This is a genomic window from Sphaerisporangium sp. NPDC051011, from assembly GCF_040653595.1.
In the GTDB taxonomy this organism is placed as follows: Bacteria; Actinomycetota; Actinomycetes; order Streptosporangiales; family Streptosporangiaceae; genus Sphaerisporangium.
Map to the genome: position 1 here is coordinate 589,489 of NZ_JBFAGG010000003.1, position 24,278 is coordinate 613,766.

The window sequence follows — 24,278 nt, forward strand, 5'->3', positions numbered from 1 at the left end:
GGGCTGCTCCCGTGACGGTCCGTCAGCGGTCCGGGCACTGACCGCGCGCCCGCATCGCGGCGCGGACCCGCTCCTCGGCCAGAGCCCTGGCCGTGTCATGGGGGGCCAGGGCACGGGTCAGGCTCTCCCGGACGACCTGGGCGGTGTTGGCCCGCATCCGCTCCGAGATCATCTCCCGGACCGTGCCCGGGTCGACGGTGAACGGCGAGCGCCGGGCCTCCATGGAGTGTGCCGCGGCCACGATCCCCCCGGCGTTGGCGATGAAGTCCGGGACGACCATGATCCCGCGCTCGAAGAGGACGCGTTTCGCCGCCGGGGTGGTCGGCAGGTTCGCGGCCTCCACGACGAGCCGGGCCGTCGTCCGCGTGGCCACCTCCTCGCCGATGAGGTCCTCCCGGGCCGCTGGGACCAGGATGTCGCAGTCGGCGGTCAGGGCGGTCTCCGTGTCCGTGCCGCCGCCGCAGTGCAGGACGCAGTCCTCGCCGTACTCATCCCGGGCGGCCACGAGACGCGCGATGTCCAGGCCGTCCGGGTCGGTCACGGAACCCCGGGCGGTGGACACGGCGACGACCACGGCCCCCAGCGCGACCAGGCGTTCCGCGACGGCCTGGCCGACGGCCCCGAACCCCTGGACGGTCACGCGCGCTCCGTGCAGCGGCAGATCCAGCTCCCGGGCCGCCGCGTCCACGGCCTCCGCGACCCCGAACCCGGTCAGCCCGAGCCGGTCGTACGGCAGTCCGCCCAGGCTCGCGGGCAGACCGACGGCCACCCCGCGGTCGCGGAGTTCGTCCACGAAGACCGCCGCGTCCTCCTCGCTCAGCCCCATGTCCAGGCCGAAGACGTACTCACCGGGCACCTCGTTCGCCAGGGCGCGGGCGAAGGCGCGCAGCACGCCCTCCTTGCCGGGCGCCGTCGGATCACCGAGGATCCCCGCCTTGGCACCGCCGTGGAACAGGTCGCAGGCCGCCCACTTCCAGGTCATCGTCCGGGCCAGCCGTGCGACCTCCTCGACGTCGAGGTCCGGGCTCATCCGGGTGCCGCCCTTGCCCATGCCGCGGGCGGTGTTGTCGATGACCAGGACGCCGCGCATACCGGTTCGGCGGTCGGACACACAGACCACCTTCTCCGGTCCCCACGCGTCCATCAGTTCCAGGGTGTCTCGGGCCACGGGTCCGCCTCCTTCCGTCGGATCAATGGCTCCCACCCTGCGGGACGTACGCGGCGGACGGCAGGCCCCGGAGGACGACAGTCGGTCCGCCGAGACTCAGCAGATCTTGCCCTCGTTCGGACCGGGCTTCGGCATCCGCCGCCGGGCCACCTCCACGATCGTGCTCAGGGCCAGCTCCACCGCGGGACTCGGATCGACGCGTCGCCGGACCGCGATCACCTGCCGTCGCGCCGTGCAGTCCCGCAGCCGGACCGCCCGGACCCCCGGACCGGGCTGGGCACCGAGCCGGGGCACCAGGGCCACCCCAAGCCCGGCCGCGACGAGGCTTCGGACGACGTCGTAGTCGTTGGTACGGAAGTCGACCTTGGGCACGAACCCCTCGGCGCCGCACAGCCGGTGCAGACAGGCCGACCCGCCCGTGCCCACGGTCGTCGAGATCCAGGACTCCTCCCGCAGATCGTCCAGCGCGGCCGATTCGGACAGGCGGTGATCGTCCGGCACCATCAGCACCAGGTCCTCGCTGGACACGGTGGTCCGCCGCACCTCCCGGGGCCAGGCCCGGGGCACGGTGTCGTACGCGTACACCAGGGCGAGGTCGAGCACCCGGTCGGACACCAGGGGGAGGAGCCGGTCGGGCTCGCCCTCCTCCAGTTCGATGGACACCTCGGGGAGCCGGCGGGCGATTTCGGCGATGGCCGTCGGTAGCAGATACTCGCTCGCGGTCGGGAAGCTCCCGATCCGCAGATGTCCCAGCCGCCCCTCGGCCATCGACCGGACGTCGGCCTCCAGACCGTCGAGCAGGGCCAGGGCCTCCGCCGCGCGCCGCACCAGGAGTTCGGCCGCCGGGGTCGGCCGGACCGACCGGGCGTGCCGGTCGAACAGCCGCATCCGTACATCCCGTTCCAGCGCCGACATCTGCTGCGAGACCGCCGACGAGGTGTACCCCAGCTCCCTCGCCGCGGTCGCGAACGAACCGGTCCGTACGACGGCCCCCAGGGTCCGCAGATGCACTGGGTTGATCACGGTTCGAGTCCTCTCCTCCGCCGTCGCATGCCCCACCGATCATCGCCCCGGTGGACAGGTAAGAGCAAGCATCGCTGGTGCTTGGCCCATGAGCCCGCGGCTTCGGACGGTCGTCACGGCCGGGCGCCGCGCCACAGACTGGACGGGCAGCCAAGGAGTGTGGACATGGAGACCATCGACGAGCATTTCGTGCGCCGGATGCGCGAGACCGCCGCCGGAGCCGAGCGCGACCCCGGAGTCCCGGAACAGTGCCCCGGAGTCCTGTCACCCCGGGAGCGCCAGGAACTGCTGGCCTGTTTCGAGGCCCAACTCCTCAGCCGACACACGGACTTCGCCTGCCGCGCCCTCCAGGCCCGCGGCGAGGTCTTCTACACCATCGGCTCGTCCGGCCACGAGTCCAACGCGGCCGTCGCCCTCGCCCTGCGTCCCACCGACCCCGCCCTCCTGCACTACCGGTCCGGTGGCTTCTACGCCGCACGCGCGGGCCAGGTTCCCGGCACCTCCGCTGCTCACGACATCCTCAGCGGCGCCATGTCCTCGACCAGCGACCCCATCTCGGGCGGACGGCACAAGGTCTTCGGCAGCGTCCCGCTCCACGTCATCCCCCAGACCTCCACCATCGCGTCCCACCTTCCCCGGGCTTTCGGTCTCGCCTACGCCCTCGACAGCGGCGCCCGGCACCGGGCCGACTCCCCGTGGCCCGCCGACGCCGTCGTGATCACCAGCTTCGGCGACGCCTCCGCGAACCACTCCACCGCCCTCGGCGCCCTCAACGCCGCCGCGTACTGCGCCCACCGCCGGATCCCCCTCCCCATCCTGTTCGTCTGCGAGGACAACGGACTCGGCATCAGCACCAAGAGCCCGGCCGGCTGGGTGGAGAACCTGCTCCGCAGCATCCCCGGCGTCGACTACTTCCACGGCTCGGGCACCGACCCCCGCCGTCTGCTGCGCACGGCCCATGAGGCGGCGGCCGTCGTCCGGACCGAACGCCGCCCGGCGGTCCTCCACCTGGAGACCGTCAGGCTCATGGGCCACGCCGGCTCCGACGCCGAGATCGCCTACCGGTCCCGCCGCGAGATCCAGGCCGAATACGCCAAGGACCCTCTCCTCGCGACCGCCCGCACCCTCACCCGCCTGCGCGTGATGAGCCCGGCGGACATCCTCGACCGGTACGACGCGGTACGCGCCGAGGTCGCGGACACCGCCGCCCGCATCCCCCGCGACCACCTCACCTCTGCCCCGGCGGTCACCGCCCCCCTTACCCGGACCGCCCCCGAGGAGGGCCGCCGCGTCTCACTCCGGGCCGCTCCCGGCCGCACCGACGTCTTCCGTGCCCGGCTCCCCGAACAGGAGCCCCCGCAGACACTCGCCCAGACCATCAACGCGACCCTCAAGGACGCGATGGCCGCTCTCCCGGACACCCTGGTCTTCGGGGAGGACGTCGCGCGCAAGGGCGGGATCTACGGCGTCACCCGCGGCCTCCAGAAGACCTTCGGCCCAGACCGCGTCTTCGACACCCTCCTCGACGAACAGACCGTCCTGGGCATCGCCCTCGGCTCCGCACTCGCCGGATTCCTCCCCGTCCCCGAGATCCAGTACCTCGCCTATCTGCACAACGCCGAGGACCAGCTCCGCGGCGAGGCGGCCGGCCTGCGGTTCTTCTCCGACGGGCAGTACGAGAACGGCATGGTCGTCCGGATCGCGGGCCTCGCGTACCAGAAGGGCTTCGGCGGTCACTTCCACAACGACAACTCCCTCGCCGTCCTCCGGGACATCCCCGGACTGGTCCTCGCCGTACCCAGCCATCCGGCCTCCGCCGGAGGACTCCTCCGGCACTGCCTGGCCCTCGCCCGCACCGAGGGCCGGGTCTGTGTGTTCCTCGAACCGATCGCGCTGTACCACCAGCGGGACCTGTTCGATGGCGACGCGGCCTGGCTGGCGCCTTACCCCGCCCCCACGGCCTGGGAGAACGACGACACGTGCGCCCTGGGACGCGTACGCCCGGTGCGCGACGGCCGGGACCTGCTGCTGGTCACCTTTGGGAACGGCGTACGGATGAGCCTGCGGGCCGCGGCCACGCTCGCCCGACAGGGCGTCAACTGCGCCGTCCTGGACCTCCAGTGGCTCGCGCCGCTCCCCGAGGACGCCCTGCTCGCCGCCGCCGGGGAACACACCCGGATCCTCGTGGTCGACGAGACCCGCCGCAGCGGCGGCGTCTCGGAGCAGGTCGTCGCCACCCTCCTCGACCGCGGCCACCCCGGCCGGATCGCCCGGGTCACCGGCACCGACAGCTTCATCCCGCTCGGACCTGCCGCCGACCACGTCCTGCTGTCCGAGGACGACATCGTTACCGCGGCCATCGCCCTGGCCCGGCACCCCGCCCCCTGACCCCGGAGGAGATCCGTGAAGACCGCCCGCCCGCCGCAGCCCGCCCCCCTCGACTTGGCCGGGATCGACGACCTGCTGACCCCGGAGGAGAAGGAGGTGCGCGCCTCCGTACGGACCCTGTGCGAGCGCCGCATCCAACCGCACATCGCCCAGTGGTACGAGGACGGCGCGATCCCTGACATCCGCGGACTCACCCGGGAACTGGGCGCCCTGGGGCTCCTCGGCATGCACCTGGATGGCTACGGCTGCCCCGGCATGAGTGCCACCGACTACGGACTCGCCTGCCTGGAACTGGAGGCGGTGGACTCGGGCATCCGCTCCCTGGTGTCCGTCCAGGGCTCCCTGGCCATGTACGCGATCCACCGCTGGGCCACGGAGGAGACCCGGCAGCGGTGGCTCCCGGGCATGGCCTCCGGCGACCTGATCGGCTGCTTCGGCCTCACCGAACCTGACTGCGGCTCCGACCCGGCGGCCATGCGGACCCGGGCCGTCCGCGACGGCGGCGACTGGGTCATCGACGGCCGCAAGATGTGGATCACCAACGGGTCGGTCGCCGACGTGGCCGTGGTCTGGGCGCAGACCGCCGACGGAATCCGGGGATTCGCGGTGCCCACCGGAACCCCGGGCTTCTCCGCCCCCGCGATCAGCCACAAGATGTCCCTGCGCGCGTCCGTGACGAGCGAACTCATCCTGGAGGGCGTCCGCGTCCCGGACGTCTGCGCCTTCCCCGAGGCCCGCGGCCTGGCGGGCCCGCTGAGCTGCCTGAACGAGGCACGCTACGGAATCGTCTGGGGCGCCCTCGGCGCGGCCCGTTCCTCCCTCGCGTCGGCGCTCTCCTACGCGGGCACCCGTGAGCAGTTCGGCCGTCCCCTCGCCGCGTTCCAGATGACCCAGCAGAAGCTCGCCGACATGAACGTCGAATATGTGAAGGGCCTTCTCCTGGCACTCCACCTCGGCCGCCGCAAGGACGCGGGCACGCTGCATCCCGCGCAGATCAGCCTCGCCAAGCTGAACAACGTCCGGGAGGCCCTGACGATCTGCCGCGCTGCGCGGACGATCCTAGGCGCCAACGGGATCTCGCTGGAGTACCCGGTCATCCGCCACATGAACAATCTGGAGTCGGTCCTGACGTACGAGGGCACGACCGAGATGCACACCCTGGTGGTCGGTCAGGCGATGACGGGGATCCCGGCGTTCCGCTAGGTGTGGAGGGGCACCGGCGGCGCCCGGTGACCCGCCTCAGCGTTCGGCGAGCGCGGCCATCCAGGACTCGACCTCGTCCGGGCGGCGGGGCAGCGCCGAGGACATCAGGCGGGCGCCGTCCTCGGTGATCAGCAGGTCGTCCTCGATGCGCACGCCGATGCCGCGCAGCTCCCGCGGCAGCGTCAGGTCGTCCGGCTGCAGGTACAGGCCCGGCTCGACCGTGAGCACCTGGCCCGCCTCCAGCACGCCGTCCAGGTACTGCGAGGCGCGGGCCTTGGCGCAGTCGTGCACGTCCAGGCCGAGCATGTGCCCGCTGCTGCACAGGGTGTAGCGCCGGTACAGGTCGTCCTCGGCGGAGGACAGCACGCCCCAGTCCCGCAGGCCCTCGGCGATCACGGCCATCGCCGCCCGGTGGAAGTCGCGGAAGCGCGCCCCCGGCCGCAGCGCGGCGATGCCGGCGTTCTGCGCCTCGTACACCAGCTCGTACACCTGCCGCTGGACCGGGCTGAAGCGGCCGGACAGCGGCAGGGTGCGGGTGATGTCGGCGGTGTACAGGTCGTCGGTCTCGACTCCCGCGTCGAGCAGCAGCAGCTCGGCCGGGTTCAGGCGGCCGTCGTTGCGGATCCAGTGCAGCACGCAGGCGTGCGCGCCCGAGGCCGCGATCGTCTCGTAGCCGGTGGCGTTGCCCTCCAGCCGGGCGCGCAGGCCGAAGACGCCCTCGACGTAGCGCTCGCCGCGCGGGTGGGTCAGTGCCCGGGGCAGCGCGCGCACGACGTCCTCGAAGCCGCGGGCGGTGGCGTCGACCGCGTGCTGGAGTTCGGCGATCTCCCATTCGTCCTTGATCAGGCGCATCTCCGACAGGAACGTGGCCAGCTCGGCGTCGCCCTCCTGCTCGGGCACGCGCGCGTCCACGGACGCGTCCACGCCGCGCAGCACCCGGGCGGGTCCGGTCAGCGCCTCGGGCAGCCGGTCGAGGTGCGCGCACTCGATCTGGTGGAGCGCCTCGGCCTCCTCCAGCGTGGGACGCGCGCCGACCCAGAACTCCCCGTACCTGCGGTCGCGGTAGAACTCCTGCCCGGCCTCGCCCTCGGCGGAGCGGGGCGAGCGGGGGCGGGTGAACAGCGTGGCCTGGCCCGACGGCGCGATGACCAGCACGTCGTCCGGCTCCTGCCCGCCGGTGAGGTAGGCGTACGCGCTGTGCGGGCGGAAGCGGTGGTCGCAGTCGTTGCTGCGCACCTTGAGCGTGCCCGACGGGATCACGAGCCGCTCGCCGGGGAACCGCTGGACGAGCGCGGCGCGCCGCTTGGCCGTGTACGCCGCCAGGGGCGACGGCGTGAGGCCCGCGCGGCCGGTGTCCTCCCAGCCGGTGGTCATGAAGGCGGCCAGCGCGTCGGAGACGGGCAGGTCGTGGCTTCCGGTGTTCAGGTGTTCGCTCATTGCGGTCCTCGTGGGAGACGATGGTGTGTGGCATGGTACTCACCGCCCCGGGGCTTCGGGCCGACCCGGAACGGCCCCCCTACCCGTGCGGCTTTACCGGGCGGAACGCTTAACGATGACATCAGGTGGGGAAGTCACAGGTACTCTCCGGGTTCCCAGCATCACGAGGTGATGTCGATGCTCATCAGCGCGATCCTGCGGCGCAAGGGAAGCACGGTGGTGACCGTCCGCCCGCAGGCCACGGTAACGGAACTGCTCTCCATCTTCTCCGGCCACAACATCGGCGCCGCCGTCGTGTCCGAGGACGGCATGGCGATCCTCGGCATCGCCTCCGAGCGCGACGTCGTCCGCCACCTCCACCAGCGCGGCCCCGTCGTCCTCACCGAGCCGGTGTCCTCCATCATGACCACCCCCGTCCGCACCTGCACGCCGGACGCCGACGCCGGCGACCTGCGCCAGACCATGACCGACCATCGCGTCCGCCACGTCCCCGTGGTCACCGACGGCCGCCTCGCCGGAATCGTGAGCATCGGCGACGTCGTCAAGAGCGCCATCGAAGAGCTGGAGGCCGAGAAGGCCTACCTGGTCGACTACCTGCACGGGTGAGCGTGGCAGGAAGGCCGTGCGCGGGACACCGCGAGAGGCGTCCGTGAGAAGGGCCTACATCGTCGGGATCTCGGTCCCCGCCGCCGAGTTCCGCGCCCGCCTGGCCGAGATCCCGGGCGCCGTCCTGGTCCGGGAACTCCCGCCCGCCCGCGTCGTCGTGGTCCTCCCGGACGGAGCGCCCGCCAAGACACTCGCCTCCCTCCCGGGCGTCACCTCCGTAAGGGAGGACCGCCCGGAGCGCCTCCTCCGCGCGGACACCCGTGACCGGCCCTGACCGCCGGTGAACGCACGTGATGGGCTCCGGCGGTCGGCGGATGCCCGTGATCGCCCCTGACCGCCGGCCGCCGGGCGCGGCGGGATGCGTTCGCGGCCCGAAGCATGATCATTGGGAGACGCGTCCGCTCAGCGCCTGCCTGAGCTGTGGTGCGATCTTTTCCGCGAACGTGTCCGCGTTGTCGCAGTCGATGCGGTCGTGGGCGTGGCAGAGCATCAGTTCGTGCAGTTGCTCCTGCAGCACCTTACTGAACTGCGTGTAGTACGGCGTCCGCGGGCGCAGCCGGGCCTTGTCGAGCGCCTCCTTGAGGATGCCGGCCGGTGCGATCTCGGAGACCTTCTGCCCGGGGGTGTCCGCCGAGGGCGTGCCGGTGGGTCGCGGCCAGGTAGGGCGGCACTCCGCCTTCTTCTCGAAGCCGGATCTTCTGGCCGGGGCGAAGCCGCCGCAATGATAAAGACTACCGGCGGCATCGGTGCCGGTCAGCGCGGCGACGAGTTCCTGCGCCTGGTCGCGATGTTCGGAGTTCTGGTGCGCCGCGACGGCCAGGTACTGCCCGCCGAGCACGCCCGGCCACGGTAGTGGCGCCGCCGAGAACGTGCCTTCCTCCCCGGAAAGCACCTCGTACGCGTAGGCCCAGTTCCGCATGAAGGCCGCGTGCCCCTGCCTGAACCGCGTCAGCGAGTCGTCCTCGGCGTCCGCGAGGGCGCGCGGCGCGATGAGCGGCTTGCGCGGTTCCTGGGACGGATCCACCGCCTCGATGAGCGCCCTCAGCGCCGCGCGCCCGTCCGGTCTGTCGATGACCACTTGACCGGTGTCGTCCACCCACTCGCCGCCGGACGCCCAGACCGCCTCGAGCGCGTTGACCACCAAGCCTTCGTATTCCTTGAGCTGCACGGCGAGGACGGTTTCGACGCCCGGCCGAGCGGCGTACGCGCCCGCGTCCGCCTTCATGGCGGCCCAGTCCTTCGGCGCGCCGGTCAGCGGGCCGCCGGTGCGGTAGTACAGCAGCGGGACGTCGGCGTTGAAGGGCGCGGCGTACTGCACCCCGTCGAATGACCCGGCCTCCCACACCTTGTCGGGCACATCGCCCTTGTGCGGCTCGTGCCGGCCCTCATCGAGGGGCTCCAGGTAGCCGCCGGCGGCGAACTCGGGGATCCACTGGATGTCCAGGTTGTAGATGTTATAGACGATGCCGCCGGCCTGGGCGGCGCTCACCATCTCGCTGTGTTGGTCGTCGGCGATCGCTGAGATCGGCTGGAAGCACGCGTGCAGGTGGCCGGGGACGGCGTTCCACTCGTCGAGCAGTTGTTGCCGCACTCCGCCGGAGACGTCCACGCCGGTGGCTATGGTCAGCACGCATCCGTCCTTCTTCGCCGGGCCGGAGCCCGTGCAGGCCGAGGCGGTCAGCAGGAGCGCCGCGAGTACCGCCCGCCTCTTCGTGCGCGCCGCGCCGCTGTCCTTGCCTGCTCTCACGGTGCCACCGGGGTCGAGAGCTCGATCTTGACCGAGTTGAGCGCCTCGTCCGCGGAGGAGACGTTGACGGAGTGGCATCTGACCAGCTTCTTCTTGATCAGTTCGGCAATGGCCTGCTTGGCACAACCCGGGCCCCCGAAGGCGAGTACGACCACATCGACCCCCCGCAGTTCGTCCAGGTCCCGGGACGTGAGACCGTCGGGACGCCCGCCGTCGGTGAAGATCACTAGTACCCGCCGGTGGTGTTCGCCGCGCAGGTCATGGACGCCGTCACTGACGATCTTTCGGAGCGAGCCGTCGGCGTACGTGGTCGTCAGTCCTGCGGGGTTCAGCAGGTTCATGAGCCTGGCACCGTCGTCGGTGATGAAGGTGCGCGGCAGGGGTTCCGCGTGTCCGGCCCTGGCGCCGCCGGGGCCGTCGGGGAAGGTCCACAAACCGGTGGAGAGCCGTCCGGGCATGTGGGTGACGATCTCCCTTGCGGCGTTGACGGCGCCTTCGAGCCGCGAGCCTGTGGAGTTGAGCTTGTTGTTCATCGAGCCCGAGACGTCCATGACCAGGAGAAGGTGGTCGCCGAGGCCGGGCTTGCCGACCAGGTCCAACGCCGTGTCGATGGCCTTGGGTTCCTTGGGGTTCTTTGGTTCCTGTGGCCAGTCCGGAGTCACGACGGCGTTTCTGAGGAGCTCATCAGCCTGGTCCAATTTGCCAAGGTCGCCCTTGGCGTCGCGAAAGCCCAAGGCGGTGAGGTCGTCGGCCAGTTGCCCGCAGAACCGCTCGAGCACCGATCGCAGGTCGTCGCCACGCTCCGGTCGGTCCGGCCAGTTCAGCGGGACGCACTGGTACCTCAGCGCGTGCCCGCCCTTCGGGTAGTACGGGTACAAGGTGGAGGCGGCGCCGGACTCCGAAGCCAGGCCGGTGCAGTCGGACCGGGTCCAAAGGCCGCCGTCGGCCTTCCTCCGTGCCTTGTTGAAGTCGTAAAGCTGCTGCTCCGTCATGATCAGCGCCGGTATAGGGTCACCGGACAAGCCGTCGGCATCAAGGTACCGGCACATCACCTGGTAGATGTCCTCGGCCGGGCCGACATCCTGGGAGACCTGGGCCTCCAGCGTCGCGCGTTCGCTGCTCCGCTTGGGAACCGCGAGGCTCTCGTACATTCCGGAGGTCGCCAGCAGACCCGTGTTGGACGTGGACGGGTACGGGCGCAGCACGGGCCGCGACTGCACTGTCTCGATCAGTTGCTTCCACCCAAGAGCTCCTGGGTCGAGGTTTCCGATGAAGTCTCTGGTGGCTTCAGGGACGGCGAGGACCAGCGGGGATGTGGCGACCGTCACGGCCGTGCCGAGTCCGACGGGTTTGGCGTCCTTCACCTTGGCCACTTCGGCCGGGGAGTCGGCGATCCACAGCATGGGACGAGGTCCCGGCGCCTTCGCCACCCAGCCTCCGGACAACTGGGCGCGCAGTGCGGCGGCCGACTGCGGCGCGGTGACCGTGATGTGCGCGGTGCGGCAGCCTCGCCAGTCGCGGCTGACGCGGGCGTACGTGTCGGCGACCCGGCGGACGGCGGGCGCGGTCTCGCTCGACGCGGCCACGGGAATCTCCCGAGGCACCGGGCACGGCGCCCACCACGGATTCCGCAGGACGTACATGACGCTCGCGGCCAGTATGGTCACCGCGATCGCGGACGCCATCCCGGCGGGGGAACGCTTCCAGAGCCGCGCGCAGGCGGAGAACAGAACGGTGAGGATTTTCGCGGGCACACCCAGGACCGCGGCCAGATAACGCCCCGCGCGGGCCAGCGGGCCGGGGCCCGGCAGCGCGGATATCCATTCGGCGACGACGGATAATATACCGACCGAAACGGCCAGCCCGGCCATCAGCAGCACACGGGGAAGCACCTCGTTGAGCGGAGCGGAGGCCGGGAGCGCGATGACCGCAGCAGCGAGCATTCCCACGATCGTGTTCTTCAACGGGGACGAGGAACGCTGCCCTGACCGGCGATGCTCTGGTGCCCCCGTACCGGCTCCGGCCGGTGCTCTGCTGCCCATCGACGGGTTCCCGTCCCTCGCACTACATAAGCTTGCCCGACATCCGAACGCTCCCCCCGACCGTTTCTTACACGGTATGTCGTGATCGCCGAACACGCGATGCGGAAGCCGCGTTATGGACGCCTGAAAACGTATGTACGATCACCGCAAATAGGAGGATTAATCCCCTCTTGGGTGGCGATTCTGGATGCCCTCCTCGCTCGCGCGGCCTCCTACTGACCGCCCTCCTGCTCCTTCAGGCCGCCGAGGAACGCCCGCCATTCGCCCGGGGTGAAGAGGAGCACGGGCCCGTGGGGGTTTTTGCTGTCGCGGACCGCGACGCTCCCACGCCCGTTGCCCGCGACCTCGACGCACTGCCCGCCGTTCCCGGACGAGCGCGACGACTTCCGCCATACCGCATTACTCAGGTCCATTTCAGCTTCGCTTCCTCGATCATTTGGAGGGATACGCGCTCAGGATAGGAAATGAAAAGCCGCCCCGGCATCGTATGAACGATGCGCGGGACGGCTGCTGATGACCGCGTACAGGCGAGCGGGCGCCTCTGCGCGGTGTGGTGGTTCAGGCGGTGCGGCGGCGGAGGGTGGCGGCGGCGAGGGTCAGGGTCACGATGACGCAGGCGACGATGATCGCGAAGTCGCGCCAGAGGGTGCCGGTGGCCGTGGCGTGCGCGCCGACCTCCTGGAGGGCCTCGACGGCGTACGTCATCGGCAGCGCGCCGCTGATCGCCTCCAGCCAGCCCGCCATCTGGTCCCGGGGGACGAACAGGCCGCACAGGAGGATCTGGGGGATCACCACGATCGGCATGAACTGCACGGCCTGGAACTCGGTGCGGGCGAACGCGCTGCACAGCAGGCCGAGGGCGACCCCGAGCACGGCGTTGGCGATCGCGATGAGGATCACCAGACCGACCGCGCCCGAGGTGTCGAGCCCGAGCAGCCAGTAGGCGACGGCGGAGGCGATCGAGGCCTGGACGGCGGCGGCGACGCCGAACGCGAGCCCGTAGGCGAACAGCAGGTCCAGCTTGCCCATCGGCGTGGTGAGCAGCCGTTCCAGCGTGCCCGTGGTGCGCTCGCGCAGCATCGCGATGCTGGTGATGAGGAACATGATCGTGAACGGGAAGACGCCGAGCATGACCAGGCCGGTGCGGTCGAAGACGCCGGGCACGTCCTGGAACATGTAGTAGATCAGCGCGAGCAGCAGGACGGGCACGACGACCAGGAGCGCCATGGTGCGCCGGTCGTGGCGGAGCTGGCGCAGGATGCGCGCCGTGGTGGCGGCGAGGATGCGCGCGTTCACGAGGCCACCGCCTCGGCGCGGATCAGGTGGAGGAAGGCGGCCTCCAGGTCGGCGGTGCCGGTCCCGGCCAGGATCGCGCCCGGCGCGTCGTCGGCGATGAGCCGCCCCTCGCGGATGAGCAGCAGCCGGTCGCAACGGCCGGCCTCGTCCATCACGTGGCTGGAGACCAGGACGGTGGTGCCCTGGGCGGTCAACGCGCGGAAGCGCCGCCACAGCTCGTCGCGCAGGACGGGGTCCTGCCCGACCGTCGGCTCGTCGAGGATCAGCACCGTCGGCCGGCCGACCAGGGCGCAGGCCAGCGACGCGCGGGCGCGTTGCCCGCCGGACAGGGCGCCGACGAGCTGCCCGGCGGCGTCGGCGAGACCGACGCCGGCCACGGCTGCGTCCGCGTCGTCCGCCGTGACGCCCTTGTAGAGAGAGGCGAAGTAGCGGGCGTTCTCGCGGACCGTGAGGTCGGCGTAGACGCTGGGCGCCTGCGTGAGGTACCCGATCATGCCGCGCAGCGGGGCGGACCCGGCCGGCATGCCGAGCACGGTGACCGTGCCCGACTTCACCGTCTGCACGCCGACGATGGCGCGCATGAGGGTGGTCTTCCCGCTGCCGCTCGGGCCGAGTAGCCCGGTGACGCTGCCGCGCGGGATGGAACAGCTCAAACTGTGCAGAACGCGGCGCCTGCCACGTTCGACCACGAGATCACGAACCTCGATCGCGGGTTCCATAGGTACCACGGACTCCCTGGCGGACAAACTCAACGAGTGATGAAATCAAGGTAGTTGAGATCGCGAAGGCCGACAAGGGGGCGAGCGATAACGGAAGAACGCCCTGCCGGGAGCCCGGCAGGGCGTTCGGGGCGAGCCCGCGATCGAGGTCCGTCAGCGCGGAGTCTCGGCGCCGACCGCAGGCTCGCCGGACGCGAGGGCCGCAGGTTCGCTTGATGCGACACCTGTCGGCTCGCCGGACGCGACGGCCGTCGCCGGCAGGGCGCTCGCGGGGGCCTTGCGGTGCTTGCGCAGCACCTTGAGCAGGCGGTCCGGGCGGAGCAGGCCCTCGGGGCGGTCGAGCAGGCCGGTGACGCGGACGAACGCCGACGAAAGCGACGAATCGACGACCGCCGCCGCGTGCAGCCGGGGCAGGTAGGCGTTCACCAGGCGCACCTTCGGCGTACGGCGCCCGCGCACGCCCGGGAAGGCCAGGTCGGTGCCCGTGGCGATGCCCCAGGGGACGTCCACCACCTTGGCGACCGCCTTGAAGTATGCCTTCCAGCCCGGCGCGCGCCCGCCGGACAGCAGCCGGCGCAGGGTCGCGGCCTCCAGGGAGGCGACCGTCATCCCCTGGCCGTAGATCGGGTTGAACCCGCAGATGGCGTCGCCGAGCACGAGCAGCCCGTCCGGGAAGCGCGACAGCTTCTCGTAGCGCCGCCGCACGTTGGCCGGGTACTGGATGGCGACCGGATCGGTGAGCGGCTCGCCGTCCACGATCAACCGGTGGACGTCGTCGAAGGGCAGGCTCTCGGCGAAGGCGAGGAAGCCGTCGTGGTCGGTCGGCGGATGGTCGCCGAGCAGCCCGGCCAGCGTGACCAGGACCCGCCCGTCCTCCTGCGCGGACACGGCGGCGGCGCGGGGGTGCTCGGGGGTCCAGTTGGCCAGGATGAGACGGTCGCCGCGCAGCGCGTCCGGCGCGAGGCGGTACGCGCGCGACGCGTAGCCCACGCCGATGTGGATCTTGTCGACCCGTGGCGGCCGGTACCCCAGCTTCTCCAGCCACACCGGCGTGCGCGAGCCCCGCCCGGAGGCGTCGACCACCAGGTCGGCGGGGATGCCGCGCAGCTCGCCGCCCGGCCCCCGCATGGTCACGCCGGTGACGGTCCGGCGGTCGGCGGTGGTGGTCAGCCCCGCGATGTCGTGGCCGTCGCACAGCCGTACGCCCGGCAGCGCCAGCACCCGCGCACGTACGTGCGCCTCGAGCAGGGGACGGCTCGGGAACAGCACCGGCTGGCCGATGTCGACCCGGCTGATCCGGTGGCCCGACAGCAGCCAGCGGATCCCGCCCAGCAGGTCCCCGGCGGGCGCGCCCGCGGCGACCACCTCGGCGGTCAGCCCCGGGAACAGCTCGTCCAGCACCTCCCCGCCCCGGGCGAGCAGCGCGTGCACGTGGTGCCCCTGCGGCACGCCCCGCCGCTGCGCGGCCTCGCGCGGCAGGACGTCCCGCTCCACGATCGTCACCTTGTCGTAGAACTCGGCCAGCACCCGCGCGGCCAGCAACCCGGCCATGCTGCCCCCGAGCACGACCGCCCGCGTTCCCGCCATCCGCGCCACTTTCCGGCCCCCATAGTCCGACGCCTGCCGTCGATTCAGCATCCGCCGCGGACGGGGCCCGGACATCTCCGAGCGTGCTGTACGGCCGGAGGGCGCCCGGACACGCGGACGGGGCCGGCAGGATGCCGGCCCCGTCGTCGTGGTGCTGGTGAACTATCCGGTCGTGACCTACTGAACGGTGATCTTGTCGACCTCGACCGTGACGCCCTTCACCTCAGGTGTGGACGTCGCCGTCGTGATCGAGCCGACGCCGGACGTCACGCCCTTCACCTTCAGCGTGTAGGTCAGCTTGCCGCCGGGCGCGCCCGGGGTGCTGCTCACGCGGTAGTCCTCGACCGGAGGCCCGGAGATCTGGCCGCCGGCCGTGCCCTCGGCGTTCTCGGCGCCCACGGTCAGCCCGTAGGACGGCCCGGGGTCGCCGGGGAGGTTGGACGGGTTGTAGGAGTAGGTGATGTCCTCGGTGCCGTTGACGCCGATCCACTGCTGGAAGGCCTTCAGCCCGGTCTGGCCGTACAGGTGGACGCGCCACTCCAGGACGAGCCAGGTGTCGACGCCGTCGGTGAGCGTACCGGCGTAGACGCCCGGCGCGCCCGTGCCGTCCAGGTCGGTCCAGTAGGACGCCAGCACGTTGTTCGGCGGGGCCGCGTCCGGCAGCGTCTGCGGCGCGAAGTCCACGTCGGCCGAGCCGGAGCTGCCGCCGGGGATGCTGTAGCCGTTGGAGACGACGCCGATGCGGTTGTAGGTCTTGCCCGCGTAGACGAAGCCCGGGACGTTGAAGTTGATCGCTTCCTCGTCGCCGATCGGGTTCGGCCTGATGCCGAACAGGTCGAGCGGCAGGTAGCCCGCCGGGCCCGTGCCGGGGGCGATGCCGGGCTTGTCGGGCTTGCGGCCCGGGAGCGCGGCCTTGGCCGTGGCGATCTGGCTGCCGACCTTGGTCGCGCCGGTCACGCTGTTGAGCCGCAGCTTGGAGTCCAGCGTGGTCAGCGCGGTGACCTCGGTGTCCTTCAGCGTGGTGTTCTCGACGGTGACCGTGCAGGTGGACTCGCCCGTGTTCTTGGCGATGGTGCTCGGCGCGCAGGTCTGGTCGACCGGGACCGCGCCCTCCTGGCGGTAGAAGGCCACAGGCAGGTGCAGGTTACGGCTGCCGCCGACCTGCTTCAGGTTGACCTGGCCGAAGTACTGACCGTCGGGCAGGTCGGGAGCGGCGATCAGGACGGTGAGGTCCTGCGTCTTGCCGGGCTTGACGGTGAACAGCGGGGGCAGCACCGTCACGGAGGCGCCGCTCGGGGCGGTGCCGGTGGCGGTGTAGACGAGCGTCTTGTCGGTGACGTTCTTGACCGTCCGCTTGGCCGTGATCGCGCCCGGCATGATCGGCGCGTTCACCGACGGCAGGTTCAGGTCGATGCGGTTGAGCGAGTCGTTGGCCGCGGCCGCGTAGTTGGCCGCGGTCTCGTCCAGCGTCAGACCCGGGTCGCCGGCCTTGGTGAGGTCGATGCGACCGCCGCCGTAGTCGAACGGGTCGGCCGGGGTGACCCGGTCCTCCTTGGTGACCGACGTCTTGGCCGTGGTCTCCAGGGCGGACTTGACCTGGCCCGGCGTCCAGTCCGGGTGCAGCGCGAACAGCAGCGCGCCGGCCCCGGCCACGTGCGGCGAGGACATCGAGGTGCCCGCGATGGCCTGGTACAGGTTGCCCGCGGGGCCTTCGGCGGCCGACTCGGGCGTCGGCGTGCCACCGGCGAGGATGTGCAGGCCGGGCGCGGTCACGTCCGGCTTGAGGAAGTCGCCGCCCGGTCCCCGCGAGGAGAACGAGGTCATGGCGTCGCCCTGCCAGGTGGTCTTGGTGCCCTGGGTGAACTTCGCGGTGGTCGCGGGGTTGGCGGCCAGGAAGTTCAGCAGGGTCGTGCTGTCAGGCTGATCGACGTGGACGGCCGGCAGCCAGTGGTTGTCGGTCATCACGTCGAGCGGCGTCGCGTTGTACATGATCATGCCGGCCGCGCCGCCCTGCTTGACGGTGAAGCCCTTCATGACGCGGCCGGGGCCGCGCTGGCAGAGAACGATCTTGCCGGAGAACAGGCCCGGCGGGGGCGTCCTCGTACACAGCGGGTCGGAGTACGGCGGGGCCGCGGCCGACACGACGGGGAGCGGCGAGCTGATGCCCGCCGTGATCGAGGCGCCCGAGACCGTGGCGGTCGCACCGCCGGCGCCGGTCAGCGTCACGGTCGACCGGTAGGTCCGGGTCTGCGTGGACGCGGCGACGGTGGTCACCCAGGGGCTGTGGTGGTCGGTGGTCGCCGCGCCGGGGCCCGAGTTGCCCGCGGAGGCCGAGACGAACACGCCGGCCGCGTACGCGTCGAGGAACGCCAGCTCCACCGGGTCGCTGTACGGGTCACTGCCGCCGGAGATCGAGAAGTTGATCACCCGGACGCCGTCGAGGATGGCCCGTCCCACGGCCGCGGCCGAGTCCGACGGGAAGCAGCCCTCGGCGCCGCAGATCTTGTAGACCGACACGGCCGCGGCGGGCGCGATGCCGTGGATCGGTCCCCGGCTGATGCCGAGCGGGTTGGCGTCGGCGACAGGGCCGCCCGCGGAGGTCGTCGCGGTGTGCGTGCCGTGGCCGTTGGAGTCACGCGCGCTGTCGGGGTACACCTCGCCGCCGAAGACGGCGTTGTAGGTGTCCAGGAACGGCCTGCCGCCGATCAGCTTGTTGTTGCAGACGAAGACGTCGGTGGCGGGCGTCAGCGGGTTGTCGCCGAAGTTGCAGACGCGCGGGGTGCCGTCCTTGGTCGGCGGGGGAGTGGGCAGGTTGCCCGGGTCCTTGAAGGACGGGTGCTCGGGCCAGACGCCGGAGTCCAGGTTCCCGTAGATCACGCCCTTGCCGGAGGACGGGCTGCCGCCGAGCTGGTTGTAGATCGTGGGGGCGCCGATGAAGTCGGGGCTGGAGTCGGTCAGCGGCTTCTGGAGCTTGTCCTCCTGCACCGCCGCGACGCCGGGGAGCTTCAGCAGCTCGACGGCCTTGTTGGCGGGCAGCCGCACGGTGATGCCGCCGTAGACCGTCCGCAGCCTCTGCCCGGCCCTCGCGCCCGGAACGTTCTTGCCGAGGGCGCTGAGGAAGTCGTTCTCGACGCCCTCGATGTGCTTCTCGTACTTCTTGGCGGCGTCGCTCTTGATGTCCAGGCTCTTGCCGGTGACCGACGGGCTCGTGCCCTTCAGGTCGTCGACGCCGCCCTTGTAGGCGGCCAGCGAGTCGTAGTCGAGCTTGACGACCACGTTGACCGGCGCGTTGCCGGTCGCCTTGAACAGCGCGGTGTCGCTCTTGGCCAGCTTGCCGCTGGGGGACTTGGCTCCCTGGACCCGGTCGACGGCGGTGAGGGGGGTCGCCTTCCACTTGCTCGTGGACGCCGCCGCCGGCCCCGGAGTGGGGGCCGCGGACGCCGGGACCGCCGGGCTGATCGCGCCGACGAGGACGAGACCGGCTCCGAGCGCCACGGCGCGGCGTGTCCGCGATAAGAGGAGAGGCAGGGGATTGCTTGGCACGGCACCTCCTGGAGGACCACTGGGACCTGCCGCCCAAAGGGCATGGAGAAGCCGCGCCGCCCGTACGAGGGCATGACGAGGAGACCCCACCCTCCCCGTTGGGCGACATGTGCCCGGCCGCCCGGGTGTGCGGGCGACCAAACACAGGGGGAGTCTAAATGCCTGCTTGATATCCGCCTAGATCGATTTACCGACTGATCTGCGGCAATATATGACCAAAAGTGGACACATTCCGGTTAGATGGTGTGGTCGGCGCAGTTAGAAGAACGTTCCATTCGCCGGGACGTACAATCGGCTGCGTGAAGCTGAAGCTGGATCTCCACGACATCTACAACCGGGGCGCCGAGATCGACCGCGCCCTGCACGGGATCATCCAGGAGGCGGTGCGGAAGAAGGCCACCGAGGTCGAGATCATCCCGGGCAAGGGATCGGGCCAGCTCAAGAAGAAGGTCCTGCGCTTCCTGGACCAGAAGGAGATCAAGGCCCTCTATCACCGCATCGACAAGGACGCCAAGAACCACGGCCGCCTGTTCGTCTACTTCCGCTGGAAGTGACCCCGGCCTCGGGCGGAAGTCGCCCGCTTGACGGATTTGCGCGGTTGGCCGATACCGGACATAGGTGCTTGATGTCCCTGTAACCGGAAATAGCCCGCAACGTATGCTCAGGGGCGTACGCAAGATCGCCTGGGGGAGCGGTGATGGACGTCGTGGAGATCACATCCGAGGCCGAGCTGCGCGAACTGCTCGGCGAGCTCATGCCCCGAGCCCTCACCAAGGAGCGCGTCCTGCTCCACGACCGCCGTCGCACGCGCGCATCGTGAAGAGCGTCCAGCGGACCGAGGAGACGCTGGAAGAGCTGGAGGCGTACTACGGCGCGGAGTACGCGGCCCGGCCGTACCGCGGCTGACCCCCCACGCCCTCGGGGTCATCGGGGCCTTCGGGATCGTCAAGGGAGGAAGCGGTCGGCTATGCGCAGGGCCGGGTCCGTGCACTGCTCAGCGAGGAGGAGTGCGGCGAGGCCAAAGGCGTTCAGGCGTTCGATCGCTTCCTCGTTTCGAGCATAACCCCTGGTCATCGCCCCGGCGCCTCGGCCGGGAGGGTCGCGCGCCCGGCGATGTGCGGCCCGCTCGTGGTCGTCCGCGTGGCCCGCGGGTGGCCGCCCGCCGCTTATACCGTTTGTACGGTCGGGTCTTATAGGTCGGAGCGTCCGCGGCCATCCCGCCGCCGGCCGTCAGCGATCGGCGTCCGCGCCCGTTCTTTCCGGTTTCCCGAGGATCGCGGCGAGCAGGCCGGGGAAGCGGTCCTCCAGGTCGTCCCGGCGCAGGCTCACGTACCGCTGCCGGCCCGAGGGGACGTTGCGGATCACGCCCGCCTCACGCAGCGTCTTGAGCTGGTGGGACAGCGTGGACTTCGGGATCTCGCCGCCGGTGGGCTGGCAGGCGGCGACCTCCAGCGGGCCCTCCGCCAGCCGCCGCACGAGCGCGAGCCGCGCGGGATCGCTCAAGGCGAACAGCACGTCGGTGACCGCCAGCTCGGCGGCCTCGGGATGTGCCAGCTCACGCGAGGAAGCATTCACGGTTCGATAATAGTTGAACAGTGAGCCCCGGGTATCGTAGCCTCTGACAGTTCGAAAAATTTGGAACAGTCAGGGGGCGCCTCGATGCGCATCACCGAAGACGGGGCCACAACGCCCGCGACCGCCTCACCGCACGCCACACCCGATCCCCGCCACAACGGGCACACTCCTCGCGCCAGGCCCCGCCCCGCCTCCACCCCGGCGGAATCCGAGGGCCTGCCGTCGTATCCCCCGCGGCCGGGTTCGGAGGCCGGAGACGAGTCGTCGCTCGCCACGCGGCCGGGCCCCGGCGGTGCCGGGACGAACCTCGGTGCCCATGCCGCGGCGGGACGCCCGAGGCGGCGGATGTCGCGTAGAGCTGGGTTCTGGCTGTTCGCGGGCACGTTGCTCGCCTTCATGGCCGCCGCCGGCGCCCCCTCGCCCCTCTACGTCGTCTACCAGGCCCGATGGGGTTTCTCCCCCGCGACGCTCACCGCCGTCTTCGCCGTGTACGCCCTCGCCCTGCTGTGCGCGCTGCTCACCGTCGGAGGGCTCTCCGACTTCGTCGGACGCCGCCCCGTCCTGGTCGTCGCGCTGTTGCTTGAGGCCGTGGCCATGGCGATGTTCCTCACCGCAGGCGGGGCCGGGCATCTCCTCCTCGCCCGGGCGCTGCAGGGCCTCGCCACCGGCGCCGCGGCCGGAGCCATCAGCGCCGGGCTGGTCGACCTCCAGCCCGCCCCCGGATCCCGCCTCGGATCCCTGCTCAACAGCGTGGCGCCGACCGCCGGTCTCGCCGCGGGCGCCCTCGGCACCGGGCTTCTCGTGCAGTACGCGCCCGCCCCGACCGCCCTGGTGTTCGCCCTGCTCACCGTGGTCTTCCTGGTGCTGGCCTGCGCCGTCGCCTTCCTCCCCGACACGGTCGAACCCCGCCCGGGCGCGCTCGCCTCACTGCGCCCCAAGGTGTCGGTGCCCACGGGCGCCCGTGGCGTCTTCCTCGCCGCGCTGCCGTGCCTGGTCGCGACCTGGGCGCTCGGCGGCCTGTACCTCTCCCTCGGGCCCTCGCTGATGGCGGGCGTCCTGCACGTCGGCGACCACTTCGTCGGCGGCCTCGTCGTCACCGCCCTCACGGGCGCGGGAGCGGTGGCCTCGACCGTCGTCCGCGACCTTCCCCCGCGCCGTGTGATGATCATCGGCTCGGCGACCCTGGCGGCCGGCATCGCCGTGACCCTGGCCGCGCTCGCCGTGTCGTCGGTGCTCCTCTTCTTCGCCGGCACGATCGTCGCGGGCTCCGGCTTCGGCACGTCCTTCCTCGGCGCCTTCCGCTCGCTGGCGACGCTCGCGGCCCCGTCCGAGCGCGCGGAGCTGTTCGCCGCGGTGTACCTCGCCAGCTACCTGGCCTTCAGTATCCCCGCGGTCCTGGCGGGCAAGGCCGTCCCCGCCTTCGGCCTCGAACCCACCGCCCTCACGTACGGCGTCCTCGTCATCGCCCTGGCCCTCCTGTCCGCCACCATCACCGCCACCCGCCGCCCGTCCCTCGCCCACAGGACGCCTCCCGCGCCTGGCGAACGGACGATCCGCTCACTGTGAACCCAGAGGAGCGCCGGCGGGGCTCAGGACGGTGCCGGACGGGTCACAGGCCGTACTCCTCCAGGAGGTGGAGCCAGAACTCGCTCACGGTCGGGAAGACCGGGACGGCGTGCCAGAGCCGGTCGAGGGGGATCTCCGAGGTCACCGCGATGGTGGCCGCGTGGAGGTGGTCCAGCACCGCGGGACCGGCCAGGGCGAAGCCGAGGAGCACGCGGCGGTCCTCGTCGACGATCATCTTGACGCGGCCGGTGTAGTCGTCGGCCTGGAGGTAGGCGCCTTGGACCCCGGCCAGGTCCACCTCGACGACGCGTACCGGGAAACCCTCGGCGCGAGCCTGGGACTCCGTGCGGCCGACCGCGCAGATCTGCGGGTCGGTGAAGATGACCTGGGGCGCGCCCAGGTGGTCGGCGACGTCGCGCAGCGCCGGCAGGTCGTCGGGGAGGCCCTGTGCGCGGGCGGCGATCACGTCGCCGCAGATCCGGGCCTGGTACTTGCCCATGTGCGTGAGCAGGTCGAGCCCGTTGACGTCGCCGACGGCGTACAGCCAGCCCTCCGGGACGGCCGTCGCCCGCATGCTCGCGTCCACCTTGATCGGGCCGTCCGGCTCCAGGCCGATCGTGTCCAGGCCGATGTCCCCCACGGCCACCCGGCGGCCGGTGGCGACGAGGATCTCGTCCGCCTCGACGCCGGATCCGTCCTCGAGGTGGACGGTCACCGGGCCGTCCGGGAGCGGGCGTTCGACGCGGGCGGCGGAGGCGCCGAAACGCACGTCGACGCCCCACCGCCGGAGCGACTCGGCCAGGAGGACGCCCGCGAACGGCTCCATCCGGGACAGCAGGCGCTCGCCGCGCACGAGCATCGTCGTCTCCTGGGCGCCGAGGGAATGCAGCGCCTGGGACATCTCGCACGCCACGGCGCCGCCGCCTATCACGACCAGCCGCTTCGGCACCTGCTGGACGGCGGTCGCATCCCGGTTCGTCCACGGGTTCGCCTCGCGCAGGCCGGGCACGGCGGGGATCACGGGATCGCTCCCTGTCGCGATCACGACGGCGTGCCGCGCCCGCAACGCCCGGATGCCGCCGTCCGGGCTCGTCACGTCGACCCGCAGCGGCCCGGCCAGGCGTCCCCGGCCGCGGACGAACGTCGCCGGGAGGTTCTCGATCCAGCTCACCTGGCCGCCGTCGTCGAGGCCGGACACGGCCCGGTCGCGGCGGGCCAGCACGGCGGCGGTGTCGATCGGGCCGCGCAGCTCCAGCCCCGGCAGGCGGCTCACCTCGTGCGCCAGCCCCATCGGCCGAAGCAGCGCCTTGCTCGGGACGCACGCGTAGTAGGCGCACTCGCCGCCGGCCAGGCGTTCCTCGATCACGGCCGCCGTCAGGCCGCCCCGCACGGCGCGTTTGGCGGCGGTCTCCCCGACCGGGCCCGCCCCTATCACGATCACATCGAAAACGTCGTCGTCCACCATGGAACTCGCCCCCCTGTCGTCCCAGGTCAGTCATGCCCCGTGCGAGGCGAATGCGTGCATGCTCTGCGGCATGCGGCGGAGAAAGGGGGCCTGGGCCTGTGGACGTCGAGAGGCCGGGTCAGAGTTTGCGGTAGATCCTCGCGTCCTCGGCGGCGTCCAACACGTCCTGCAGGGAACCGCCGACGCCGGCCTGCACGGCTCACCGGTCCGCAGATGTTGCGACCCCTCTCAGGGGCGATGAGGACGCGCCGGACCCGGACACCATCGCCGACCTCGTGGAGGCGTTGCGACCCCTCTCAGGGGCGATGAGGACCCCGTCACGCACCTGCGGGTGGCTTATGCCATCTGGTTGCGACCCCTCTCAGGGGCGATGAGGACCGGTGCTGTGCATCATCGCCCTGTTCCTCATGGCGGTTGCGACCCCTCTCAGGGGCGATGAGGACCGACCGGCCGGGGCGAATCGACGGTGTATGCCACGTTGCGACCCCTCTCAGGGGCGATGAGGGGCGATGAGGACCGTGGACCGAGTTCCTGGCCCGGATGAGCTGACCCGGTTGCGACCCCTCTCAGGGGCGATGAGGACCCCGGCTCTACACCCGGCAGGCCCCCGGCGACCCCAGTTGCGACCCCTCTCAGGGGCGATGAGGACCATCGCCTACGTCGCGCAGACCATGCACCTGCGATGTTGCGACCCCTCTCAGGGGCGATGAGGACACCACGTGCGCGTCATCGCGCTCAACAGCATGCACGTGTTGCGACCCCTCTCAGGGGCGATGAGGACCGGCGGGTTCCGCGAGGTCCGCGGCGTCGCCACCTTGTTGCGACCCCTCTCAGGGGCGATGAGGACCATCGCCTACGTCGCGCAGACCATGCACCTGCGATGTTGCGACCCCTCTCAGGGGCGATGAGGACA

19 protein-coding genes and 1 CRISPR repeat array are annotated in these 24,278 nt (G+C 71.3%); of the genes, 7 read left to right on the plus strand and 12 right to left on the minus strand.

The genetic code is table 11. The annotated features are described in order from the left end of the window. Nucleotides 1-22: 22 nt before the first annotated feature. Nucleotides 23-1,168: a Glu/Leu/Phe/Val dehydrogenase dimerization domain-containing protein gene (locus tag AB0H21_RS09930; protein WP_358514027.1), complete on the minus strand. Its 1,146-nt coding sequence runs from the start codon at nt 1,166-1,168 to the stop codon at nt 23-25. 96 nt (nt 1,169-1,264) lie between these two features. Then, nucleotides 1,265-2,191 (minus strand): LysR family transcriptional regulator, encoded by a 927-nt coding sequence (locus AB0H21_RS09935; protein ID WP_358514029.1) that lies wholly within the window; start codon nt 2,189-2,191, stop codon nt 1,265-1,267. A 165-nt stretch (nt 2,192-2,356) separates the two neighbouring features. On the opposite strand from AB0H21_RS09935, the gene AB0H21_RS09940 reads away from it, so the two are divergent. Together AB0H21_RS09940 and AB0H21_RS09945 are read left to right on the plus strand one after the other, a co-directional pair. Further along, a complete protein-coding gene (locus AB0H21_RS09940) occupies nt 2,357-4,579 on the plus strand; it encodes a thiamine pyrophosphate-dependent enzyme (protein ID WP_358514031.1) in 2,223 nt (740 codons plus the stop codon). 15 nt (nt 4,580-4,594) lie between these two features. Further along, nucleotides 4,595-5,782, plus strand: a complete 1,188-nt coding sequence (locus AB0H21_RS09945) for an acyl-CoA dehydrogenase family protein (protein WP_358514033.1) — start codon at nt 4,595-4,597, stop codon at nt 5,780-5,782. Nucleotides 5,783-5,818: 36 nt separating this feature from the next. On the opposite strand, the gene AB0H21_RS09950 is transcribed toward AB0H21_RS09945, so the two are convergent. Next, entirely contained in the window at nt 5,819-7,219 is a 1,401-nt protein-coding gene (locus AB0H21_RS09950) for an aminopeptidase P family protein (protein ID WP_358514035.1), read from the minus strand. A gap of 177 nt (nt 7,220-7,396) precedes the next feature. Here AB0H21_RS09950 and AB0H21_RS09955 point away from each other — a divergent pair, with 177 nt between their 5' ends. After that, nucleotides 7,397-7,825, plus strand: a complete 429-nt coding sequence (locus AB0H21_RS09955) for a CBS domain-containing protein (protein WP_358514037.1) — start codon at nt 7,397-7,399, stop codon at nt 7,823-7,825. Nucleotides 7,826-7,868: 43 nt separating this feature from the next. Beyond that, nucleotides 7,869-8,099, plus strand: a complete 231-nt coding sequence (locus tag AB0H21_RS09960) for a hypothetical protein (RefSeq protein ID WP_358514038.1) — start codon at nt 7,869-7,871, stop codon at nt 8,097-8,099. A 108-nt stretch (nt 8,100-8,207) separates the two neighbouring features. Here AB0H21_RS09960 and AB0H21_RS09965 read toward each other — a convergent pair whose 3' ends face one another. The 7 genes from AB0H21_RS09965 to AB0H21_RS09995 form a co-directional block, all read right to left on the minus strand. Continuing rightward, nucleotides 8,208-9,572, minus strand: a complete 1,365-nt coding sequence (locus tag AB0H21_RS09965; RefSeq protein WP_358514039.1) for an extracellular solute-binding protein — start codon at nt 9,570-9,572, stop codon at nt 8,208-8,210. Further along, the gene (locus AB0H21_RS09970; protein ID WP_358514041.1) at nt 9,569-11,515 is read right to left on the minus strand and encodes a VWA domain-containing protein; all 1,947 of its coding nucleotides are present in this window, start codon (nt 11,513-11,515) and stop codon (nt 9,569-9,571) included. Before AB0H21_RS09970 ends, AB0H21_RS09965 begins: the two co-directional genes overlap by 4 nt. A gap of 311 nt (nt 11,516-11,826) precedes the next feature. Continuing rightward, nucleotides 11,827-12,027 (minus strand): DUF397 domain-containing protein, encoded by a 201-nt coding sequence (locus AB0H21_RS09975; RefSeq protein WP_358514043.1) that lies wholly within the window; start codon nt 12,025-12,027, stop codon nt 11,827-11,829. A 145-nt stretch (nt 12,028-12,172) separates the two neighbouring features. Continuing rightward, a complete protein-coding gene (locus AB0H21_RS09980) occupies nt 12,173-12,910 on the minus strand; it encodes an ABC transporter permease (RefSeq protein WP_358514045.1) in 738 nt (245 codons plus the stop codon). Next, nucleotides 12,907-13,629 (minus strand): ABC transporter ATP-binding protein, encoded by a 723-nt coding sequence (locus AB0H21_RS09985; RefSeq protein WP_358514047.1) that lies wholly within the window; start codon nt 13,627-13,629, stop codon nt 12,907-12,909. Before AB0H21_RS09985 ends, AB0H21_RS09980 begins: the two co-directional genes overlap by 4 nt. Nucleotides 13,630-13,782: 153 nt before the next feature. Next, nucleotides 13,783-15,216 carry an FAD-binding monooxygenase gene (locus tag AB0H21_RS09990; protein WP_358514049.1) on the minus strand — a complete coding sequence of 478 codons (1,434 nt, stop codon included), beginning with the start codon at nt 15,214-15,216 and terminating at the stop codon, nt 13,783-13,785. Between the two features lie 177 nt (nt 15,217-15,393). Next, entirely contained in the window at nt 15,394-18,759 is a 3,366-nt protein-coding gene (locus tag AB0H21_RS09995; RefSeq protein ID WP_358514051.1) for a S8 family serine peptidase, read from the minus strand. Nucleotides 18,760-19,058: 299 nt separating this feature from the next. Between AB0H21_RS09995 and AB0H21_RS10000 the strand changes: the two genes are divergently transcribed. Continuing rightward, nucleotides 19,059-19,313: a Smr/MutS family protein gene (locus AB0H21_RS10000; RefSeq protein WP_203983620.1), complete on the plus strand. Its 255-nt coding sequence runs from the start codon at nt 19,059-19,061 to the stop codon at nt 19,311-19,313. Between the two features lie 143 nt (nt 19,314-19,456). Further along, a complete protein-coding gene (locus AB0H21_RS10005; protein ID WP_358514054.1) occupies nt 19,457-19,579 on the plus strand; it encodes a hypothetical protein in 123 nt (40 codons plus the stop codon). Between the two features lie 410 nt (nt 19,580-19,989). On the opposite strand, the gene AB0H21_RS10010 is transcribed toward AB0H21_RS10005, so the two are convergent. Next, nucleotides 19,990-20,334: a metalloregulator ArsR/SmtB family transcription factor gene (locus AB0H21_RS10010; protein ID WP_358514056.1), complete on the minus strand. Its 345-nt coding sequence runs from the start codon at nt 20,332-20,334 to the stop codon at nt 19,990-19,992. Nucleotides 20,335-20,679: 345 nt separating this feature from the next. Between AB0H21_RS10010 and AB0H21_RS10015 the strand changes: the two genes are divergently transcribed. Next, the gene (locus AB0H21_RS10015; RefSeq protein WP_358514058.1) at nt 20,680-21,900 is read left to right on the plus strand and encodes an MFS transporter; all 1,221 of its coding nucleotides are present in this window, start codon (nt 20,680-20,682) and stop codon (nt 21,898-21,900) included. Nucleotides 21,901-21,943: 43 nt separating this feature from the next. Here the strand turns inward: AB0H21_RS10015 and AB0H21_RS10020 are convergent, their stop codons facing one another. Beyond that, nucleotides 21,944-23,365, minus strand: a complete 1,422-nt coding sequence (locus AB0H21_RS10020) for an NAD(P)/FAD-dependent oxidoreductase (protein WP_358514060.1) — start codon at nt 23,363-23,365, stop codon at nt 21,944-21,946. A gap of 215 nt (nt 23,366-23,580) precedes the next feature. Next, nucleotides 23,581-24,277: a CRISPR direct-repeat array (repeat unit 30 nt; unit sequence GTTGCGACCCCTCTCAGGGGCGATGAGGAC). Nucleotide 24,278 lies beyond the last annotated feature (1 nt).